This window comes from Saccharopolyspora karakumensis (assembly GCF_004349225.1).
Lineage (GTDB): Bacteria > Actinomycetota > Actinomycetes > Mycobacteriales > Pseudonocardiaceae > Saccharopolyspora > Saccharopolyspora endophytica.
This window is the reverse complement of sequence record NZ_SMLA01000001.1, coordinates 220,074-238,465: the sequence shown is the minus strand read 5'-3', so window position 1 is coordinate 238,465 and position 18,392 is coordinate 220,074. Positions and strand designations below refer to the sequence as shown.

At 71.3% G+C, this 18,392-nt stretch carries 17 protein-coding genes; 11 read left to right on the top strand and 6 right to left on the bottom strand.

Annotated elements, in window-relative coordinates:
- Positions 1-4: 4 nt before the first annotated feature.
- Together E1202_RS01090 and E1202_RS01085 are read left to right on the top strand one after the other, a co-directional pair.
- On the top strand, positions 5-262 hold the full coding sequence (locus E1202_RS01090) for a FitA-like ribbon-helix-helix domain-containing protein (protein WP_132680361.1): 258 nt from the start codon (positions 5-7) through the stop codon (positions 260-262).
- Positions 259-657, top strand: a complete 399-nt coding sequence (locus E1202_RS01085; RefSeq protein ID WP_132672467.1) for a type II toxin-antitoxin system VapC family toxin — start codon at positions 259-261, stop codon at positions 655-657. The genes E1202_RS01090 and E1202_RS01085 overlap by 4 nt, the downstream gene beginning before the upstream one ends.
- Before the next feature lie 33 nt (positions 658-690).
- On the opposite strand, the gene E1202_RS01080 is transcribed toward E1202_RS01085, so the two are convergent.
- The 4 genes from E1202_RS01080 to E1202_RS01065 form a co-directional block, all read right to left on the bottom strand.
- Positions 691-1,224 carry an NUDIX hydrolase gene (locus E1202_RS01080; RefSeq protein ID WP_132680360.1) on the bottom strand — a complete coding sequence of 178 codons (534 nt, stop codon included), beginning with the start codon at positions 1,222-1,224 and terminating at the stop codon, positions 691-693.
- Positions 1,221-2,570, bottom strand: a complete 1,350-nt coding sequence (locus tag E1202_RS01075; RefSeq protein WP_132680359.1) for a coenzyme F420-0:L-glutamate ligase — start codon at positions 2,568-2,570, stop codon at positions 1,221-1,223. Before E1202_RS01075 ends, E1202_RS01080 begins: the two co-directional genes overlap by 4 nt.
- A complete protein-coding gene (gene cofD, locus E1202_RS01070) occupies positions 2,567-3,556 on the bottom strand; it encodes a 2-phospho-L-lactate transferase (protein ID WP_132680358.1) in 990 nt (329 codons plus the stop codon). Before cofD ends, E1202_RS01075 begins: the two co-directional genes overlap by 4 nt.
- A 66-nt stretch (positions 3,557-3,622) precedes the next feature.
- Positions 3,623-4,381 carry a site-2 protease family protein gene (locus E1202_RS01065; RefSeq protein WP_132680357.1) on the bottom strand — a complete coding sequence of 253 codons (759 nt, stop codon included), beginning with the start codon at positions 4,379-4,381 and terminating at the stop codon, positions 3,623-3,625.
- 597 nt (positions 4,382-4,978) lie between these two features.
- On the opposite strand from E1202_RS01065, the gene E1202_RS01060 reads away from it, so the two are divergent.
- Positions 4,979-5,206, top strand: coding sequence for a WhiB family transcriptional regulator (locus E1202_RS01060; protein ID WP_145744635.1), 228 nt, complete (start codon positions 4,979-4,981; stop codon positions 5,204-5,206).
- A gap of 172 nt (positions 5,207-5,378) precedes the next feature.
- Positions 5,379-7,406, top strand: coding sequence for a hypothetical protein (locus E1202_RS01055; protein WP_132680356.1), 2,028 nt, complete (start codon positions 5,379-5,381; stop codon positions 7,404-7,406).
- On the opposite strand, the gene E1202_RS01050 is transcribed toward E1202_RS01055, so the two are convergent.
- Positions 7,390-7,863 carry a metallopeptidase family protein gene (locus E1202_RS01050; RefSeq protein WP_207918412.1) on the bottom strand — a complete coding sequence of 158 codons (474 nt, stop codon included), beginning with the start codon at positions 7,861-7,863 and terminating at the stop codon, positions 7,390-7,392. The two genes, E1202_RS01055 and E1202_RS01050, sit on opposite strands and share 17 nt — an antisense overlap.
- 205 nt (positions 7,864-8,068) lie before the next feature.
- On the opposite strand from E1202_RS01050, the gene E1202_RS01045 reads away from it, so the two are divergent.
- From E1202_RS01045 to E1202_RS01015, 7 genes are all read left to right on the top strand, one after another.
- Entirely contained in the window at positions 8,069-8,428 is a 360-nt protein-coding gene (locus tag E1202_RS01045; RefSeq protein WP_207918411.1) for a DUF3499 domain-containing protein, read from the top strand.
- Between the two features lie 104 nt (positions 8,429-8,532).
- Positions 8,533-9,882: a phosphomannomutase/phosphoglucomutase gene (locus E1202_RS01040; protein ID WP_132680355.1), complete on the top strand. Its 1,350-nt coding sequence runs from the start codon at positions 8,533-8,535 to the stop codon at positions 9,880-9,882.
- A 58-nt stretch (positions 9,883-9,940) separates the two neighbouring features.
- Positions 9,941-10,156 (top strand): Trm112 family protein, encoded by a 216-nt coding sequence (locus tag E1202_RS01035; protein WP_165943694.1) that lies wholly within the window; start codon positions 9,941-9,943, stop codon positions 10,154-10,156.
- 7 nt (positions 10,157-10,163) lie between these two features.
- Positions 10,164-11,243 carry an SIS domain-containing protein gene (locus tag E1202_RS01030; RefSeq protein WP_132680354.1) on the top strand — a complete coding sequence of 360 codons (1,080 nt, stop codon included), beginning with the start codon at positions 10,164-10,166 and terminating at the stop codon, positions 11,241-11,243.
- A gap of 106 nt (positions 11,244-11,349) precedes the next feature.
- The gene (gene manA / locus E1202_RS01025; protein WP_132680353.1) at positions 11,350-12,627 is read left to right on the top strand and encodes a mannose-6-phosphate isomerase, class I; all 1,278 of its coding nucleotides are present in this window, start codon (positions 11,350-11,352) and stop codon (positions 12,625-12,627) included.
- A gap of 77 nt (positions 12,628-12,704) precedes the next feature.
- A complete protein-coding gene (locus E1202_RS01020) occupies positions 12,705-13,628 on the top strand; it encodes a cation diffusion facilitator family transporter (RefSeq protein ID WP_132680352.1) in 924 nt (307 codons plus the stop codon).
- A gap of 136 nt (positions 13,629-13,764) precedes the next feature.
- On the top strand, positions 13,765-15,276 hold the full coding sequence (locus tag E1202_RS01015; RefSeq protein ID WP_132680351.1) for an amino acid permease: 1,512 nt from the start codon (positions 13,765-13,767) through the stop codon (positions 15,274-15,276).
- A 242-nt stretch (positions 15,277-15,518) separates the two neighbouring features.
- On the opposite strand, the gene E1202_RS01010 is transcribed toward E1202_RS01015, so the two are convergent.
- Positions 15,519-18,230 (bottom strand): lipase family protein, encoded by a 2,712-nt coding sequence (locus tag E1202_RS01010; protein WP_132680350.1) that lies wholly within the window; start codon positions 18,228-18,230, stop codon positions 15,519-15,521.
- Between the last annotated feature and the right edge of the window lie 162 nt (positions 18,231-18,392).

Below are 18,392 nucleotides of genomic sequence, written 5' to 3'. Positions count from 1 at the left end.
AGTCATGGCTGTTCTGACGATTCGCAACGTTCCCGAAGAAGTAAGAGAGTTGCTCACCCGGGCCGCAAAACGGAGCGGTCAGTCCTTGCAGGCGTACCTGCTGGCTGTGCTGGAGCGTGAGGCGCGGTTCTCGCGCAACGCTGAACTGGCGGACATGGAGCCTGTTGGTGGCGGGTTGCTGAGCATGGACGAGATCGTTGATGCGGTCCGCGCTGCCCGTGGTGAGGCTCCAGGGGGCGATGGTCGGACGGGTGTTGCGTGATCGTCGTCGACACTTCGACCCTGGTCTCGTTCTTCCTCGGAGCGAACCACAGCGGGCCCCAGGTCCGGAAACTCCTCGGGACGCACACCAGCTGGGCAGCGCCCCCGCATCAACCAGTTGAGATGCTCAGCGTGCTGCGGGGACTGGTCGCGGGCGGAAAGATCTCTGCGATGCACGCGGAGGACGTCCTCGGCAGGTGGGCGGCGACGTTCATTCAGGAACTCCCGTTCACCGCCGCGGTCAGAGGAAGGGTCTGGGAACTGCGTCACAACCTTTCCTCTTACGACGCTGCGTATGTTGCCGTCGCGGAGCTGAACGAACTGCCCCTCGTCACGGGTGACAAGCGGCTGGCCGCTGCCCCGGGGATTCGATGCGAACTCCGGTTGGTGCAGTGACTCGGCCTTGGCCTCGCAAGCGTTCGAACGGAGTCAGCCTGCCATCGCCGCAGTGAGCAGCGGGCCGAGGTCGGTGTCCTCCGGCGGGGTCGTCAGGGGCCACCAGCGCAGGTCGAGGGATTCCTCGCTGAGGGTGGGCTCGGCGCCGGCCGGGGCGCGGACGACGTAGCGGACGTCGAAGTGCCGGGTCGGCTTGCCGAGCGAGCAGGTGATCGGGTGGACGTCGAGGTGCACCGGCTCCGGATCGACCACCAGACCGGTCATCCCGGACTCCTCGGTGGCCTCGCGCAGCGCCGCACCGGCGAGGGTGTCGTCCTCCGGCTCGCAGTGCCCGCCCAGCTGCAACCACCGGCCCACGCGGGGGTGCAGGGTGAGCAGCACGTTGTCGCCCGCCGAGTCCAGCAGCACCGCCGAGGCCGTGACGTGCCCGGGTTCGCAGGCGCGCAGGCAGGCGTCCTCGCGGGCGTCGAGCAGCGTGAGGAACGCCTGGCGCAGGGCTTCTTGCTGCGGGTCGACCGGGCGCCAATCGCCCAGCACCCGCGTCGCGTCCGCGTGCGGTCCGCTCACAGCTCCACCAATCCCTCGTCCAGGTCGCGCGGCGGTCGCGGGCCCTCGGCCGGAGTCGCCGGGTGGCCGACCGCGACGGCGCCGAGAGGTTCCCAGTTGGCCGGCAGGTCGAGGGCCTTGCGGACCACCTCGGCGCAGAACATCGTCGACGAGACCCAGCACGAGCCGAGCTCCTCGGCGGCGAGCGACACCAGGAGCCCCTGCACCGCCGCCCCGCCCGCGACGGTGAACATCTGCCGCTCGGCGTCCGAGCGCGCCTCGTCCGGGTAGGAGTGGGCGCCGTCGCGGACCAGGAACGGCAGCACCACTTCCGGCGCCGCGTAGAGCAGGTTCCCGCGGTTGACCCGGCGCTGGGCTGCCTGCTCGGACAACCCGTCGCCGCGCAGGTCCTCCAGCCACGCGGTGCGCATCGCGTCGAGCAGCTTGACCCGCAGCGGCCGATCGCGCAGCCACACGAAGCGCACCGGGCGCGTGTGGTGCGGAGCGGGAGCGGTCAGCGCCGCCCCGACCGCGCGCCGCAGCGACTCCTCCGCCACCGGGGCGTCGGCGAACTCGCGCACCGAGCGGCGCACCAGCACCGCTTCGCGGCGTCCCCGCGCGATCGCCTCGGCCGTTCCCAGGTGGAACAGGTCCTCCTCGACCGGGCGGGCGAGGTCCCGCGCCTCCGAACCGTCGTCCACAGTGGTCAGTCCGCGCACCACGGCGACCGGGATGCCGCCGAGCTTGCCCTTGACCAGATCCGCCGCACCGGCGATCTCGTCGGCGATCGCGACCTCGGTGACGGCCAGCTCGTTGCCCTGCGCGTCCGTGCTGCCCGCGTAGCGGTGCAGCACGGCCAGCCCGGCGGAGCCGATGGCCGCGTCGGTCTGCCCGACCCGCCAGGCCCGGCCCATCGTGTCGGTGACCACCACGGCGACCTGCACGCCCAGCCGGGCGGCGATGCCGTCCCGCAACCGCCGGGCGGAGGCGTCCGGGTCTTCCGGGAGCAGCGCGATCTGGTCCTGCGCGACGTTCGAGGCGTCCACACCGGAGGCGGCCTGGACGATGCCGAGCTTGTTCTGCGTGATCAGCGTCCGGCCCTTGCGGGCCAGCACCGCCGTGGCCTCCGACAGCACCAGCTCGCGCCGCAGCGCATCACGCTGCTCGGGGTCCTCGGGCGCGGTGATCATCCGGCCCTCGACCTTCGACACGATCTTGCTGGTGACGACGAGGACGTCACCGTCGCTCAACCACGGAGCGGCCGCCGAGATCGACGCCGCCAGATCGTCCCCCTCGACGAACTCCGGCAACCCCGTCACCGCGAACAGCTGCAAGCCCCCGGTCGCCGCGTGATCCCTGGGTGTCATGACTTCTCCGAAGCCAGGTCGAACGCCGCCCGCGCCATCGCGGCGGTGGCGTCCACATCGGACATCAGCAGCGGCACCGAGCGCACCGTCACGCCGGGCACGTCGGCGGTGTCGTCGCTGTGCACCAACCATCCGTCCAGGATTCCCTCGGCGTCGCCGCGCGAGCCGTAGTGGCGGCCGACGGCCTCCGCCGAGGTCTCCACGCCGATCGCGCTCAAGCACGCGTCGGCCATCCCGCGCAGCGGCTTGCCGCCGATGATCGGCGACAGGCCCACCACGGCGGCCTTCGTCTCGCGCAGCGCGGTGCGGAAACCGGGCACCGCCAGCAGCGTTCCGATGCTCACCACCGGGTTCGACGGGGCCAGCAGCACCACGTCGGCCTGCGCGATCGAGTCCAGCACCTCGGGGGTCGGCTTGGCCTCGTCGCCGCCGACCGGCACGATCGCGTGCGCCTCCGGCTCGGCGCGGTAGCGCACCCACCACTCCTGGAAGTGCACCGCCCGGCTCTCACCGGTGTCCGGGTCGTCGATCGCCACGTGCGTCTCGACCCTGTCGTCGGTGACCGGCAGCAGCCGAACCCCAGGCCGCCAGCGGTCGCACAGCGCCTCGGTCACCGCCGACAGCGAGTAGCCCGCGCGCAGCATCCGGGAGCGCACGAGGTGGGTGGCGATGTCGCGGTCGCCGAGGCCGAACCAGGTCGGCTCGGCGCCGTAGGCGGCGAGCTCCTCCTTGACCGACCAGGTCTCGTCGACCCGGCCCCAGCCCTTGGCGGTGTCGATGCCGTCGGCGAGCGTGTACATGCAGGTGTCGAGGTCGGGGCAGACCCGCAACCCGTGCATCCACACATCGTCACCCACGTTGACCACCGCGGTGATCTCGTGTTCGGAACTCTCCGCCTCGCCGATGGCGGGCAGCCCGAGCGCCGCCTTGACTCCGAGCAGGAAACGGGCGCCACCGACGCCGCCGACCAGAACTACGACCTTCACACCACCGATCCTCGCACGCCCATCACCGGCGAGGTCTGTGAACCCGGACCCTCCCGGTCAGTGGACTCAGAGGCCGCCGAAGATGCTCCGGAAGAAGGTCTGCCCCAGCGAGGTCATCGCGGAGTCCCCGCCGACCAGGTCGAACACGAAGTAGGCGAGCTCGAAGAACCAGCTGCCCACCAGCGGAACACCGATCAGCAGCAGGAACAGCACGAGCGGAGCCCACGGCCGGGCCTTCTCGCCGAACCGCCGGGCCGGCGCCGACAGCCACGGCTCGATCGCGCCGTACCCGTCGAGGCCGGGAACCGGCAGGATGTTGAGCACGAAGGCGATCACCTGCAGGAAGGCCAGGTAGGACAGTCCGGCCGTCAGCCCGATCGGCATCGGGACCAAGGCGATGATCGTCGTCAGGATCAGGCCCAGCACGAGGTTCGTCAGTGGTCCCGCTAGCGAGACCATCGACTCGACCCTGCGGCCCCGCAGAGCGCTGTGGTTGATCCACACCGCGCCGCCGGGGAGCGGGATGCCGCCGATGGCCACGAAGATCAACGGCAGGATGATGCTCAGCACTGGATCGGTGTAGCGGCGCGGGTCCAGCGTCAGGTAGCCCTTCGAGCGCACCGACCAGTCACCGCCGCGGTAGGCGGTGGCCGCGTGCCCGAATTCGTGCAAGCACAGCGAAACCGCCCAGCCGCCCAGCACCAGCATGATGACGCCGCTGGTCAGAGCGGTGGTGTTGGTGAACGTCGTCAGGACACCGCCGAGCGCGGTGACGGCGACGATGCCGAGGAACAGCGGGCTGACCCGCGCGACGGAGGTAGTCACGGTCCAAGTCTCCCCGACTCGCCGTGCGCGTGTTGATCGGATTCGGAGAGCGGTGATCGATCGGGGGTGGTATTAATGATCTTGGCGCAGCGCATTGCGCCGTACGGACCACTGGCCCTGTGCTGAACGCGCGGGTCTGGTTGGGGCGGCCGGACCTGGGGATCCGCAGATCCGGATGTCCCCCTACGGATGGTCCCGGCTTGACCGCAAGGAGCTACACGGGTGTAATCACAGCAGTGTCATTCGCTGTTGAAACCGATCGCCTCGCTGCGGCGCGGTGGTCGTTTCGGCGGTCGGCCGGGAGCGGGAGAACCCGGCCGGACACGAGGTCGATCGGCGCGTCGCCGGCAGTGAGAGGGCGGCGATGTGAGCGGTCGGCGACGGCATCGCCGTCGATGCGTCCTGGTCCCGGCATCGGGACCGGAAACCTGCGAGCAGGAGTGCGTCCTGTTCCGGTCCTGGGGAGGACCGGCGGGATAACGGGGAGAAATCGGGGGAGTCATGTGGGAATCAGGAGATAGCCGTCTCGCGGAGCGCGGGGACGCCACCGCCACCGCCACGGTCGCGGAGTTCGACGCGCTCGCCGAGCTCTTCGAGATGGAAGAAGAGCAGGAGTGGCAGGAGCGCGCGCTCTGCGCGCAAACCGACCCAGAAGCGTTCTTCCCGGAGAAGGGCGGATCCACTCGCGAGGCCAAGCGCATCTGCGCCGGCTGCGAGGTCCGCTCCGAATGCCTGGAATACGCGCTGCAGCACGACGAGCGCTTCGGCATCTGGGGCGGCCTGTCCGAACGCGAGCGCCGCAAGCTCAAGCGCCGCGCGGTCTGACCGGCTGTTTCCGCGCTCGCCCCGCACCGGTGCGAGCCGCGAAGGTCGCCGTCACGTCCGTCGCGTCCGCTCCGCAACGGCGCGAGAGGTCGTCACACCCAGTCCGCTGGACGTTCCGCGTGCATTACCGTTCGGGCCGTAGTGGTTCGGACGAGCGGGAGGACCAGCGCGGGTGGACGAGCCGTCGAAGTCGCGGTTGCAGGGCCTGAAGTCGTTGCACCGCTTCGTCTTTGAGCGAAGCGACCGGACCGAGCGGCCGACGCCGTCACCACGCGAGTCCGCGGACGCCCCGGACACCGGGGAAACCCCGGAGCCGGTCCGCCGCTCACCGCGCGAGCGGGCGCTGTCGGCGCTGCGCTCGCCCGGAACCGCGATGACCGCCGTTCTCGTCGTTTTCGCGCTCGTCAACGCGCTGATCGCGAACCGCTTCGGCGGAACGCTGGCCGGCGGCAGGCTGTTGCCGACCGCTGACCTGGCCACCACCTGGAGCGACTACCTCAGCGCGTGGCACGCCGTCGGCGGTGGCACCGGTTCACCCGCGTCGCCCTCGCTGGTCGTGCTGGCGCTGCTCGGCTCCGTCCTAGGTGGACCGTCGGTCGCGGTCGCCGCGCTGATGCTCTTCGGCGTGCCGCTCGCCGGGCTGAGCGCCTACCTCGCCACCCGCGCGGTCGACGCCTCCCCGCTGCGCCGCGCCCTGGTCGCCGGCGCCTACGCGCTGCTGCCGGTCGCCGCGATCTCGGCAGGGCAAGGACGGCTCGACGTCGTCGTCGCGCACGTGCTGGTTCCGCCGCTGCTGGCCGGGATCGCCGCGGTCATCCGCCGCTCCGACGGCCAGTGGCTCGGCACGGCCTGCCTCACCGCGTTCGGTCTGGCCGTCCTCGGCGCCTTCGCGCCGGCGGTGCACCTGTCGCTGATCGTGCTGGCGCTGCTCGCGCACGTGCTCGTCCCCGGCAACGGCCTGCGCGGACGCCGCCGCGCCGCCGGACTCGTCGCGCTCGTGCTCCTGTCGGTGGCCTGCCTGCTGCCGTGGCCGGTGCTGCTGCTCAGCCACCCCGAGGTCCTGGTGCACGGGCTCGGCGCCCGCGTCGTCGAGCAGCCCGCGTCGGTGCTGCTGGCCGCGCTCAGCGCGGACGGCTCGGCGGTGGGCGCGCTCGGCGTGCTGCTGGTGCTGGCCGCGATCCTGGCGCTGGCGATCTGCTGGGACGCCCGGATGCTGGCCGGCGCCGGGGTCGCGCTGCTCGGCTGGCTGACGGCCGTCGTCATCGGCACGGTGTCCACCGAACCGCTCACCGGCGGCGTCGCGAGCCCCGGCTGGACGGGCGGTCCGCTGGTGCTGGTCGCCGCCGGATGCGCCGGGATCGTGCTGTTCGCGAAGATGCCCGCGCTGAGCTGGAAGATCACCGCGCCGGTGCTGGTGGTCGGGCTGCTCGCGCTGGGCGGTGCCTCGGCGATCGGCAGCGTTTCGGGCCCGCTGCGCGTCCACCAGGACGCCCCCGCGTCCGGCACCCGGATGGTGCTGGAGCCGGGACCACAACCCGCCCGGCTCATCACCGGCAGCGGTCCGCGCTTCGGTGACGACGACCTCGCCCCGGCGGGCACCGCGGCCGACTGGCTGCGCCAGGTCGACGAGGACCTGCGCAGCGACGACAGCGCGCGGGTCCGCCGAGCGCTGGCCGCGGTCGCCGCCCGCGGCGCCGACCACGTGATCGTCCCGGCGAACTCGCGGCTGCCCGAACTGGCCTACGACATGGTCGTCGACGACGGCCGCCTCACCGGCCCGGGCCGCGAGCTGCGGCTGCTGCTGCCGGCGACGCCGGTGAAGCTCGTCGGCCCCGACCTCTCCCGGCAGGCCCAGACCGAACCCGGCCCGGCCCCGGAAGCGCGTCCGCTGCCGGTGGACGCCGAGCTGCCGTCGTTCACCGTGCGGATCTCCGAGGGCGGGACCGGACGCGCGCTGGTGCTCGGCGCCGAGAACGAGCCCGGTTGGTACGCCACCGTCAACGGCGAGCGCGTTCCGCTGGGGACCGCGTGGGGTCACCAGGTCGCCGTGCCGCTGCCGCAGCAGGCCGCCGAGGTCCAGGTCGGCTACACCGAGCTCCCGCGCACCACGCTGCTGGTGGTGCAGGCGGCGGTGGTGCTGTTCACGGTGATCGCGGCGATCCCCGGGCGGCGCCGCAAGGGCGTCACTGCCCCTCGATGACGTCCGGGTCCAGGCCCAGGTAGGTCGCGACCTGCTCGACGAGGACGTCGTGCAGCAGGTCGGCCATGTCCGTGCCGTCGCGAGCGCGGGCCTCCAGCGGTCTGCGGTAGAGCACGATGCGGGCGCGCGTGGGCAGGCCGCGCTTGTCCACGCCTGCCGGGACGAGCCGGGCGAGCGGGACGTTGGCGTCGACGACGACGTCGTCGTCCCAGGTCACCTTCTCCGGAGCGGTGTCGTTGATCTCCGGTACCTCGTCGACGGCCACATCGAGCTGGGTCAGTTCGGCGTGCCAGCGCTGCTCGATGGGTTCCAGCGCTTCCAGCACCAGCGCGTCGAAGCGCTGCGAACGGCTGCGCGAGACCGGGACCGAGGAGGGGTACAGCGGTCCGCGCAGGCCACGGCCGCGCCGATCCCGCCGGTAGCGGGTTCGACGCCGAGATCCACGTGCGGTCACCACGGGCTGAGGGTACGCCCTCGGCAACCCGGGCCGGGACAACCGTCACGGGGATTTCCGGTGGTGATCGCGACCGGCTGTTCGCCGTAAGCAGACACCCCCTCAACTCGGCGGGGGGCAGGGTGGAAACTGGTGTTCGGCGTGGCTCGTGAAAGAGATTCCGCGTGCCTGCGCCGCGAGGTGGACAGGAGGCGCTATCGTGCGTGGCGTGCGGAGCGTGAGGCGGTGCTCGCGGACCGGGTGTGTCAACCCGGCCGTCGCCACGCTCACTTATGCCTATGCGGACTCGACCGCGGTCGTCGGACCGCTGGCCACCTATGCCGAGCCGCACAGCTACGACCTGTGCGAGGCGCACGCGCTGCGGCTCACCGTTCCCAACGGCTGGGAGGTCGTCCGGCACGAAGGCGAGTTCGCGCCACCGACCCCGTCGGATGACGACCTGACCGCGCTGGCCGAGGCCGTGCGCGAAGCGGGCAGACCGGACAGGCCGGTGGAGCCGCAGGTCAGCGCCCCGGGAGCCGGTCGCCGCGCACACCTGCGGGCGCTGCCCGACCCCGTGGACGAGTGAACAGATCGTGACGAACAGCTCTGGTCAAACCGGATGCTGCCAACGACATGCCGATCGCCGGTAGGCTGCCAACCACGTTGGTTGGGAACCGGGGAGGGTGCAGCGTGCGGGACCTGTCGGGGATCGTCAAGGCTTACGACATCCGCGGAGTGGTCGGCGAAGGCATCGATGCCGACGTCGTGCGGGAGATCGGAGCGGCGTTCACCAGACTGGTCGGCGGACCGGCCGTGGTGATCGGCCATGACATGCGGGAGTCCTCGCCCGGACTGGCGCAGGCGTTCGCCGAAGGCGTCACCGGCCAGGGCGTCGACGTCATCAACATCGGGCTGGCCAGCACCGACATGCTCTACTTCGCCTCCGGCAAGCTGGAGCTGCCGGGCGCGATGTTCACCGCCAGCCACAACCCGGCCCAGTACAACGGCATCAAGCTCTGCCGGGCGGGCGCAGCGCCCGTCGGCCAGGACAGCGGCCTGTCCGAGATCCGCGAACTGGTCGGTCACGGCGTGCCGGAGTTCCTCGGCGCCAAGGGGTCGACCAGCGAGCGCGACATGGTCGCCGAGTACTCGGCCTACCTGCTCGACCTGGTGAAACTGCGCGAGATCCGCCCGCTCAAGATCGTCGTCGACGCCGGCAACGGCATGGGCGGGCACACCGTGCCCACCGTGTTCGCCGACCTGCCGGTCGAACTCGTGCCGATGTACTTCGAGCTCGACGGCTCCTTCCCGAACCACGAGGCCAACCCGCTCGCCCCGGCCAACATCGTCGACCTGCAGGCCAAGGTCCGCGAGGTCGGAGCGGACGCGGGCCTGGCCTTCGACGGCGACGCCGACCGCTGCTTCGTGGTCGACGAGCGCGCCGAACCGGTCACCCCGAGCGCGATCACCGCGCTGGTCGCCGCCCGCGAGCTGGCCAAGGAGCCCGGCGGGACGATCATCCACAACCTGATCACCTCCAAGGTCGTGCCGGAGATCGTCTCCGAGCTGGGCGGCAAGCCGGTGCGCACCCGCGTCGGCCACTCGTTCATCAAGCAGACGATGGCCGAGACCGGAGCCATCTTCGGCGGCGAGCACTCCGCGCACTACTACTTCCGCGACTTCTGGCGCGCCGACTCCGGGATGCTGGCCGCGCTGCACGTGCTGGCCGCCCTCGGAGGCCAGGACGCGCCGCTGTCGGAGCTCATGGCCGACTACTCGCGCTACGAGGCCAGCGGCGAGATCAACTCCACGGTCGACGACCAGCAGGCCCGCCTGCGCGCCGTCGCCGACACCTTCGGTGACCGGAATGGCGCTTCTGTCGACGAGCTCGACGGGCTTACCGTGGAGCTGTCGGACGGGACGTGGTTCAACCTGCGCCCGTCCAACACCGAACCGCTGCTCCGGCTCAACGTCGAGGCGAGGGACACTGAGGCCATGGCCGCGCTGCGCGACGAGGTGCTCGCGGTCATCCGCGGATGAACCGACGTCGACACTGATGAGCGACACTCGCCGAAGCGCGCGAGTTGGGGAGGAAAACGTGGCCGTTGACCTGGAAGCGCAGTTGCTGGAGATCCTGGCCTGCCCGTGCGAGGAGCACGGCGCGCTGCGGCCCGGCTTGGCCGACGACGCGCAGGCCGACTACCTGACCTGCGCTTCCTGCGGCCGCGGTTTCCCGGTGCGGGACGGCATTCCGGTGCTGTTGCTGGAAGAAGCCGTCGGGGGCGGGTCTCCCGGCGGCGCCGGGGAGGGGTGAAGCGCCGGTGCTGGACGACAGTCTCCTCGACGACCCGGCCAGGCTGGCCGACGTCGATTCCGGCGGCCTGCTGAGGCTGGCCGCGCTCTCCGGCGCGCAGGTGCGCGCCACCGCCGAAACCGCGGCCGAAGCCGGCCTCGACGAACTGGCCGACGGCCGCCCGCGCGCGGTCGTGCTCCTGACCAGGCCCGGCGTGTCCACGGGCGTGGCGAACCTGCTGGTCGCGCTCACCGGCGCCCGCTGCCCGGTCCCGGTGGTGATCTCCGACGAGCTGCCGTCCTGGGTGGGACCGCTGGACGTGGTGTTCGCCCACACCGACGACGTCGGTGACGTCGCGCTCGCCGAATCCGTGGCCACCGCCTGCCGCCGCACCGCCAGCGTCGTGCTCGCGGTGCCCTCCGAAGGCCCCGTCGCCGCCGCGGGCGCGGGCCGCGCGAAGATCCTGGTGCCGCGCGTGCCGGTGCCGCCCGCGCTCGCGTTCGCCTACGTCTTCGCCGCCGGGATCAGCACCTTCCGCGCACTGGGCCTGTTGGACTTCGACACCGAGGAGCTCGCCGAAGAGCTCGACCGGGAAGCCGAGCGCGCCCACCCCGGCCACGAGTCCCTGAGCAATCCGGCCAAGTCGCTGGCGCTGCGGATGGCCGACCGCACCCCGCTGCTGTGGGGTCTGGGCCCCATCGCCGCCGCCGTGGCCGGCCACGGCGCGTTCGCGCTCGGCGCGCACGCGGGCGTTCCCGCCCACGTCGCCGAGTACCCGCACGCGGTCGTGCAGCGCGCGCTGCACCGCGCCGCCACTTCCGCCGGCTCCGAGGCCGACATCTTCGCCGACCCCGAGGACGAGCCGGGGGCGCAGCTGAGGGCCTTGCTGATCAGCACGCGCCACAACGACCAGGGGGAGGTGTTCGAACGGTCCGCTGCGCGGGACCTGCCCGGTGCGGACGTGGTCGTACCGGGGGACACGGTGCGCGCCGACCCGCTGCTGCGCGCGGCGGTCCTGGCGGCCCGGTTCGACCTGGCCGCCGTGTACCTGGGCCTGGCCGCGGGCACCCTCAACGGCCCGGGCTGGCCGGCCCTGGCCATGAGCTGAGGCGAGCCGCACCGAGAACCCGGGATCTCCCCGATGCCGCACGCCCGCCCGGCGAGGTGTGCTTGGCCGGACGAGCAAGCGCGAGAACGAGGAAGCGAGAACGACTGTGGAGCTACTGCGAAACGCGGTGCGCCCCTACGCCTGGGGCTCGCGCACCGCTATTGCGGATCTGCTCGGTCGGCCCGTCCCCACCCCGCACCCGGAAGCCGAGCTGTGGATGGGTGCTCACCCGGGTGACCCGTCCCGGGTGCTGCGACCCGACGGGGACGAGGTGTCGCTGCTGTCGCTGCTGGACTCCGAACCCGCGCACCACCTCGGCGACGAGTGCGTGCGCCGCTGGGGCGGCAGGCTGCCGTTCCTGATGAAGGTCCTCGCCGCCGACGAGCCGCTGAGCCTGCAGGCCCACCCGTCCGCCGAGCAGGCCGCCGAGGGCTTCTCCCGGGAGGAGCGGGCCGGGATCGCGCGCAACGCGCCCAACCGCAACTACCCGGACCCGACGGCCAAGCCCGAGCTGATCTGCGCGCTCACCGAGTTCCACGCGCTCGCCGGGTTCCGCGAGGCGCAGCGCACCGTCCGGCTGCTCGACGCGCTGGACGTGCCCAGCCTGCGCGCGCACCGCGAGCTGCTGGCCGCGCAACCGGACGCCAGCGGTCTGCGCGCCCTGTTCACGACCTGGATCACGCTGCCCGAGCACTACCTGCGCGACGTCCTGCCGGAGCTGCTGGACGCCTGCGTCGCGCACGTCAGGGAGCGCGGCGAGTTCGCCCTGGAGTGCCGCACGGTGCTGGAGCTGGGCGAGGCCTACCCGCACGACGCGGGAGTGCTGGCGAGCCTGCTGCTGAACCGGATCGTGCTGCAGCCGGGCGAGGCGATCTTCCTGCCCGCGGGCAACCTGCACGCGTACCTGCACGGCACCGGCATCGAGATCCTCGCCAACTCCGACAACATCCTTCGCTGCGGCCTGACGCCCAAGCACGTGGACGTGCCGGAACTGCTGAAGGTCCTGGACTTCTCGTGCGGGGACATGCGAGTCCTCAAGGGCGAGTCGCTGGACGCCAACCTGACGGCCTACCGCGCGCCGGCCGACGAGTTCGAGCTGTCCCGGCTGGACTGGACGCCGGCCGAGTCCGGAACCGTCCACCTGGACTCGCCCGGTCCGCAGATACTGCTGTGCACCAAGGGAAGCGTCCGCCTGACCAGCGGTCATCCGGGCAACGGCTCGCTGCCGCGCGAACTGGTCCTGCACCGCGGCCACTCGGTGTGGCTCGCCGCCAGCGATCCGGCGGTGGAAGTCCGCCCGGCCGAACTGGATCCGGACGGGCAGGCCCAGGTCTTCCGGGCCGCGGCCGGGTCGTTCTCGAGAGCGATCTCGCACAACGGTTAGGTTCACTCCGCCCCTGATCGAGCCGGGCACCCGGTAGATTCCTCCCGACATCGCAGCCGGATCGCCAGGAGGAGAACGTGTCAGCAGGGGGCGGGACCAAGGCCATCCTCGCCGCATTGGTCGCCAACGCGGGAATCGCGGTGGCCAAGTTCGGTGGATTCCTGTTCACCGGTTCGTCGTCGATGCTGGCGGAGTCGGTGCACTCGCTCGCCGACACCTCGAACCAGGGGCTGCTGCTGCTCGGCCAGAAGACCTCGCAGCGCAAGGCCTCCGAGGAGCACCCGTTCGGCTACGGCCGGGACCGGTACTTCTACTCGTTCGTCGTGGCGCTGATGCTGTTCACCCTGGGTTCGGTGTTCGCGCTCTACGAGGGCATCCACAAGATCGAGCACCCGGAGCCGCTGGAGTCGGCGTGGGTGGCGGTGCTCATCCTGGTGATCGCGATCGGCCTGGAGACCTACAGCTTCCGGACCGCCATCAAGGAATCGCGCGCGATCAAGGGCGAGCTGACCTGGTGGCAGTTCATCCGCCAGTCCAAGACCCCCGAGCTCCCGGTGGTGCTGTTGGAGGACCTCGGCGCGCTGGTCGGACTGGTGCTGGCGCTCGGCGGTGTGGGGCTGACGGTTCTGACCGGCAACGCGATCTTCGACGGCATCGGCACCGTGTGCATCGGCGTGCTGCTCGGGGTCATCGCGGTGGTGCTGATCGTGGAGACCAAGAGCCTGCTCATCGGCGAGGGCGCGAGCCGCGACGTGCTCGACGAGATCGTCGGCCAGTTGGAGTCCGAGCGCGTGGAGCGCGTCATCCACATCCGCACCCAGTACCTCGGACCCGACGAGCTGCTGATCGCGGCGAAGATCTGCTTCACCGAGTCGCTCTCGGTTGCGGAAGTCGCCGCCGAGATCGATGGTGCTGAAAAGCGGATCCGAGCGAACGTTCCGGCGGCTCGCCTGATCTACCTGGAACCGGATCTCGACCGTGGCCGGATGACCACGGCCTGACACAAGACACCGTCTTGTCATCACAACGGGTTAACGAAAACTATGGCGAACACTAGTCGACCGTTACCTGGAGCGACACAAGCAGGTTAGGGTGCGTTCCACCCCGCGACACTTGGGACTTGATGAGGAGGCGACAGTGCCAGGCACTGGGCTGTGGCGAACCAAGTCGGTAGAGCAATCCATTCTCGACACCGACGAGCCGGACACAAAACTACGCAAAAACCTGGGCACCTGGGACCTGATCGTCTTCGGCGTATCGGTCGTGATCGGTGCCGGCATCTTCACGCTCGCGGCACGCACGGCGGGTGACGTCTCCGGACCTTCGGTTTCGCTGGCCTTCGTGCTCTCCGCGATCGCCTGCGGGCTCGCCGCGCTGTGCTACGCCGAGTTCGCCTCGACGGTGCCGGTCGCCGGTAGTGCCTACACCTACTCCTACGCGACCTTCGGCGAGTTCATCGCCTGGATCATCGGCTGGGACCTGATCCTGGAGTTCGCGGTCGCCGCCGCGGCCGTGTCCAAGGGCTGGTCGGTGTACCTCGAAGAGGTCCTGAAGCTGATCGGGCTCAGCGTGCCCACCTCGCTGCCGCTCGGGCCGCTCCAGTTCGACTGGGGCGCGCTGCTGCTGGTCGTGGTGCTGTCCACGCTGCTGGCGGTCGGCACGAAGCTCTCCGCGCGGGTGTCGCTGGTCATCACCATCATCAAGGTGGCCGTCGTGCTGCTGGTGATCGTGGTCGGCCTCGCCTACATCAACGCCGACAACTACACGCCGTTCATCCCGCCGGCCGAACAGGCCACTGAGGACAGCCCGGCGATCGAGCAGTCCCTGCTGTCGCTGATGCTCGGCGGTCAGACCAGCACCTACGGCATGTTCGGCCTGCTGGCCGGTGCCTCGCTGGTGTTCTTCGCGTTCATCGGTTTCGACATCGTCGCGACCACCGCGGAGGAGACCAAGAACCCCCAGAAGAACGCCCCGCGCGGCATCCTGGGCAGCCTCGCGATCGTCACGGTCCTCTACGTCGCGGTCGCGCTGGTGGTCACCGGCATGGTGCCCTACACCGACCTGGCCACCACCGAGGACGGCACCCGGGCCACCCTGGCCACCGCGTTCGCGCAGCACGGCGTGACCTGGGCGGCGGCGATCATCTCCGTCGGCGCGCTGGCCGGTCTGACCACTGTGGTCATGGTGCTGCTGCTGGGCCAGACCCGCGTGCTGTTCGCGATGTCCCGCGACGGCCTGATGCCCAAGGGCCTGGCCAAGACCTCCACCGCCGGAACCCCGATGCGCGCGACGGTCCTGGTCGGCGTCGTGGTCGTCCTGGCGGCGGCCTTCTTCCCGGCGGACAAGCTGGAGGAGATGGTCAACGTCGGCACGCTGTTCGCGTTCATCCTGGTCTCGCTGGGTGTCATCGTGCTTCGGCGGACCCGTCCGGACCTGCCGCGCGGTTTCCGCGCCCCGCTGGTGCCGTTCGTGCCGATCCTGGCGATCCTGGCCTGCCTGTGGCTGATGCTGAACCTGACCGCCCTGACCTGGGTCCGGTTCATGGTGTGGATGATCGCCGGTGTGGTGATCTACTTCCTCTACGGCCGGTCGCACTCGCGCCTGGGCAAGGAGGGCGACGTCGCCCACGGCGGCTCCGTCACCAGCTAGCCCGAGCAACACCCCACAGCGGCGTCCTCCTGCGGGAGGGCGCCGCTGTTGCGTTCGGGGCTCGTCGACCTCCGCGGCGGCGGGCGGTTGTGGGCCGAACCGACCGGCACAACGGATCTCGATCACGGACGGTTGGGGAGAAACCGCCCACTGCCGGGGACGTCGAGGCCGCGGGCCACCGGTGGAGGGGAGTGACATGCCAAGGGGTCCACGCCTTCGCGGCGTGGCCCCCTGTGGTGGTGTCAGCTGTCGGAGCGGAGGGAAGCGCCGCGCTCCCAGGGGGCGATGCGGCCCCGGGGCTCGGTGATCTCCGGCAGGACCGAGGGCTCCGAGCGGGCCTCGGAGCCCTGCTGCGCGGGCAGCTCCGGGGCGTCCTCGGCGGGCTCCGCGGCCGGTTCCTCGTGCGACTGCTGCTCCGGGACCTCGGTCTCCGACCCGCCCTTGCGGAACGGGATGACCGGCTTGGAGCGCTTGGTCCTGGCGGCCTCCGCCGTCTCACCCGGAGTGCGGCGGGGCAGGTCCTCGACCGAATCCGTGATCGACCCGCCGTCGTCGCCCTGCGGGGACAGCGACGCGCCGAACGCGTGCGGATCCGGCGCCGACGGGATCTGCGGAGCCTCCGGCGTCGACAGCGGCAGCGCCGCACCGCGCACCGGCCGCTCCAGACCCGCCGCCATCGCCACGGCGCGATCCCACTCCGGATCACCGCTGTAGTCGGAATGCCCCAGCACACCGGGAACCCAGCGACGGCAGGAGAACGGGCCACGCTGCGGGTCCGGCAACCAGTGATCGCCACCGAGCACCAGGGCCCCGGTCGGCCCGCGCGTCGCCGCGGGCAGGGGACCCTCCGTGCCGTCGCCGCGAAGACCGACGCCGATCAGCATCCCGTTGTAGACCTGCCGGTTCCAGGTGGTCACGGCCCCGCCCAACGGGTCCGTGCCGCGGCACAGCGACCGCCACCGGTCGCCCAGCGACCCCGCCAGGTCCCGCAGCGCCGAATGCGGCACCACACCGGGGAAAGCGCGCGGGTAGGCCCACTGCAACTGCGAACCGGCCGTCACCAGGCCGACCCGCTCGCGGTCCTGCTCCGGCAGCTTCTCCAGCAGCCGCGCAGCCGCGACCGCGGCGAGCAGGCTGCCCTGGCTGTGACCGACCAGCACCACGCGCGTGTTCGGATCGGACAGGTGCTCGGCGGCCCGGTCGGCCAGCTCGGGGATCACCTTCAGCGCGTAGCACGGCGGCACCACCGGGTGCGCCTCGCGCGGCCAGAACAGCGCCAGATCGCCCAGCACGCCCAGCACCCGCGCGGTGTCGCGCTTCGTCGCCGCCAGGAACACCGTGCGCAGCAACCCGACCGCCAGACCCGCCAGCGTCACCACGCCGATCGCGCTCAACCAGCCGACGCTGGGCATCCCGGCGAACCGGGCCGCCAGGCTCGCCGCGGTGCTGACCGTCAGGACCCCGGCGATCACCAGGAACAGCTGGTGCGAGTACCGGCGCTGCAGATCGGCGAACTTCCAGGCGCTCGCCGCCTTGCGCTGGTCCTCCTTGCGGCCGGCGTGCAGCAGCGCGACCTCGTCCGGGATGGGAGCGCCGTCCTCGCTGCGCCGGAACCGGCGGACCAGTAACCACGGCAGCGCCAGCAGCAGCGACGCGGCCAGCAGCACCACCGCGCTGCCCCAGAAGAACGTCACGTCGTCGAACGCGGCCGGCAGCAGCAGCGGAGCGGAACCCGGAGCTCGCGGCACGCTCAGCGTCTCCCGGACGCTGAGCGCCAGGCCCGCGCCGAACCCGTTGCCGAGCATCGCCGCCAGCATCAGCACCGGCGCGCTCATCCAGCCGCCCGCCCACGGCCGCAGCTGCTTCGGCGAGGATTTCCACTCGGGCCGCGCCAGCAGCGACGCCGGGACCAGCAGCACGGCGACCGCCACGCAGGTCAGCACCAGCAGCGCGGTGATCGAGTCGATCGTCGAACCCGAACCGGGCAGCGGCCCCCTCAGCTCGCCCGGGAGCAGCGCCGCGGAAGCGACCAGCACACCGCCGACCGACATCAGCACCTGCCGCGCCCGCCGCCCGAGCAGCACCCGGAAGACCTTGCTCGTCTCCCGCATCCCGGCCGGATCGTCCAGCCCGGCGGTGCCGACGACGGACAGGACCAGCAGCGCGGCCGCGACCAGCCAGCGCGGGTCGAAGCTCGGCGACAGCGGTCCGCCCACCGCCACCAGAGCCACAGTGGACAGAGCGGCCGTCACGTGCAGCGCCCGCAGGGCCGGGGTGTCCGGATCGGACACGACGTTCTCGCCGGGCAGCATCGGCGCCAGCGCGGAGTGCTGCGGGCTGTCCTTCTTGGGCGCCGACACCCGCCAGGACACAGTGGACAGCCGGTGCATGAGCAGCACCACCAGCGCCACCGGCACCAGCAGCGCGGTCGAGCGCAGCACGTCGACACCGCGCAGCGCGTGCGGCACGAAACCCATGCACTGCGCGCCGGGTGCCAGGCACTGCGCCGCCACCAGGTCCAGGGTGATCACGGTCAGCTGCGCCACCAGCAGCATCGTCAGCAGCAGCGCGGACAACCGCAGCAGTCCGCGCAGCACCGAGCCCAGCATCCGGCTGAGCGGGTTCGCGGTGCGAGTCGGCGGCAGCATCCAGTGCGCCATGTTGGCCAGCGCGAACGGGAACAGCAGAGCCCAGGTCGCCTTCGCCAGACCACCCGAGGTCATCGCGCCCCACACGTAGCCCTCGACGATCCGGGGCACCGAGCGGTCGCCGGCGTTGAGCATCGGGCCCGGAACGGGTCGGCGCAGCCGGTCGGCCGGCCGCATGATGCGACCCACCCCGTCGCCGGCCACGTCCACCGACGCCACCGAATCCGTCAGCTCGTCGCCGGTGGTGCCGAGAATTCCGTGCACGCGCAGCTCAACGACGCGGGTGTCGGGCCCGGGTACTTGCACAGGGGTCCTCCCGAGCAGGTCGTGATCATCGAACGCCGAGGTGATTCTCCATCGTGGATGCACACATGGCGACCTCTACGATCACGATTGTGATCGTCCCGGCAGGGGATGTCATGATTTCGAACGTTTTGCCATCGGGCCGCCGACGAGCGACGACGGCAC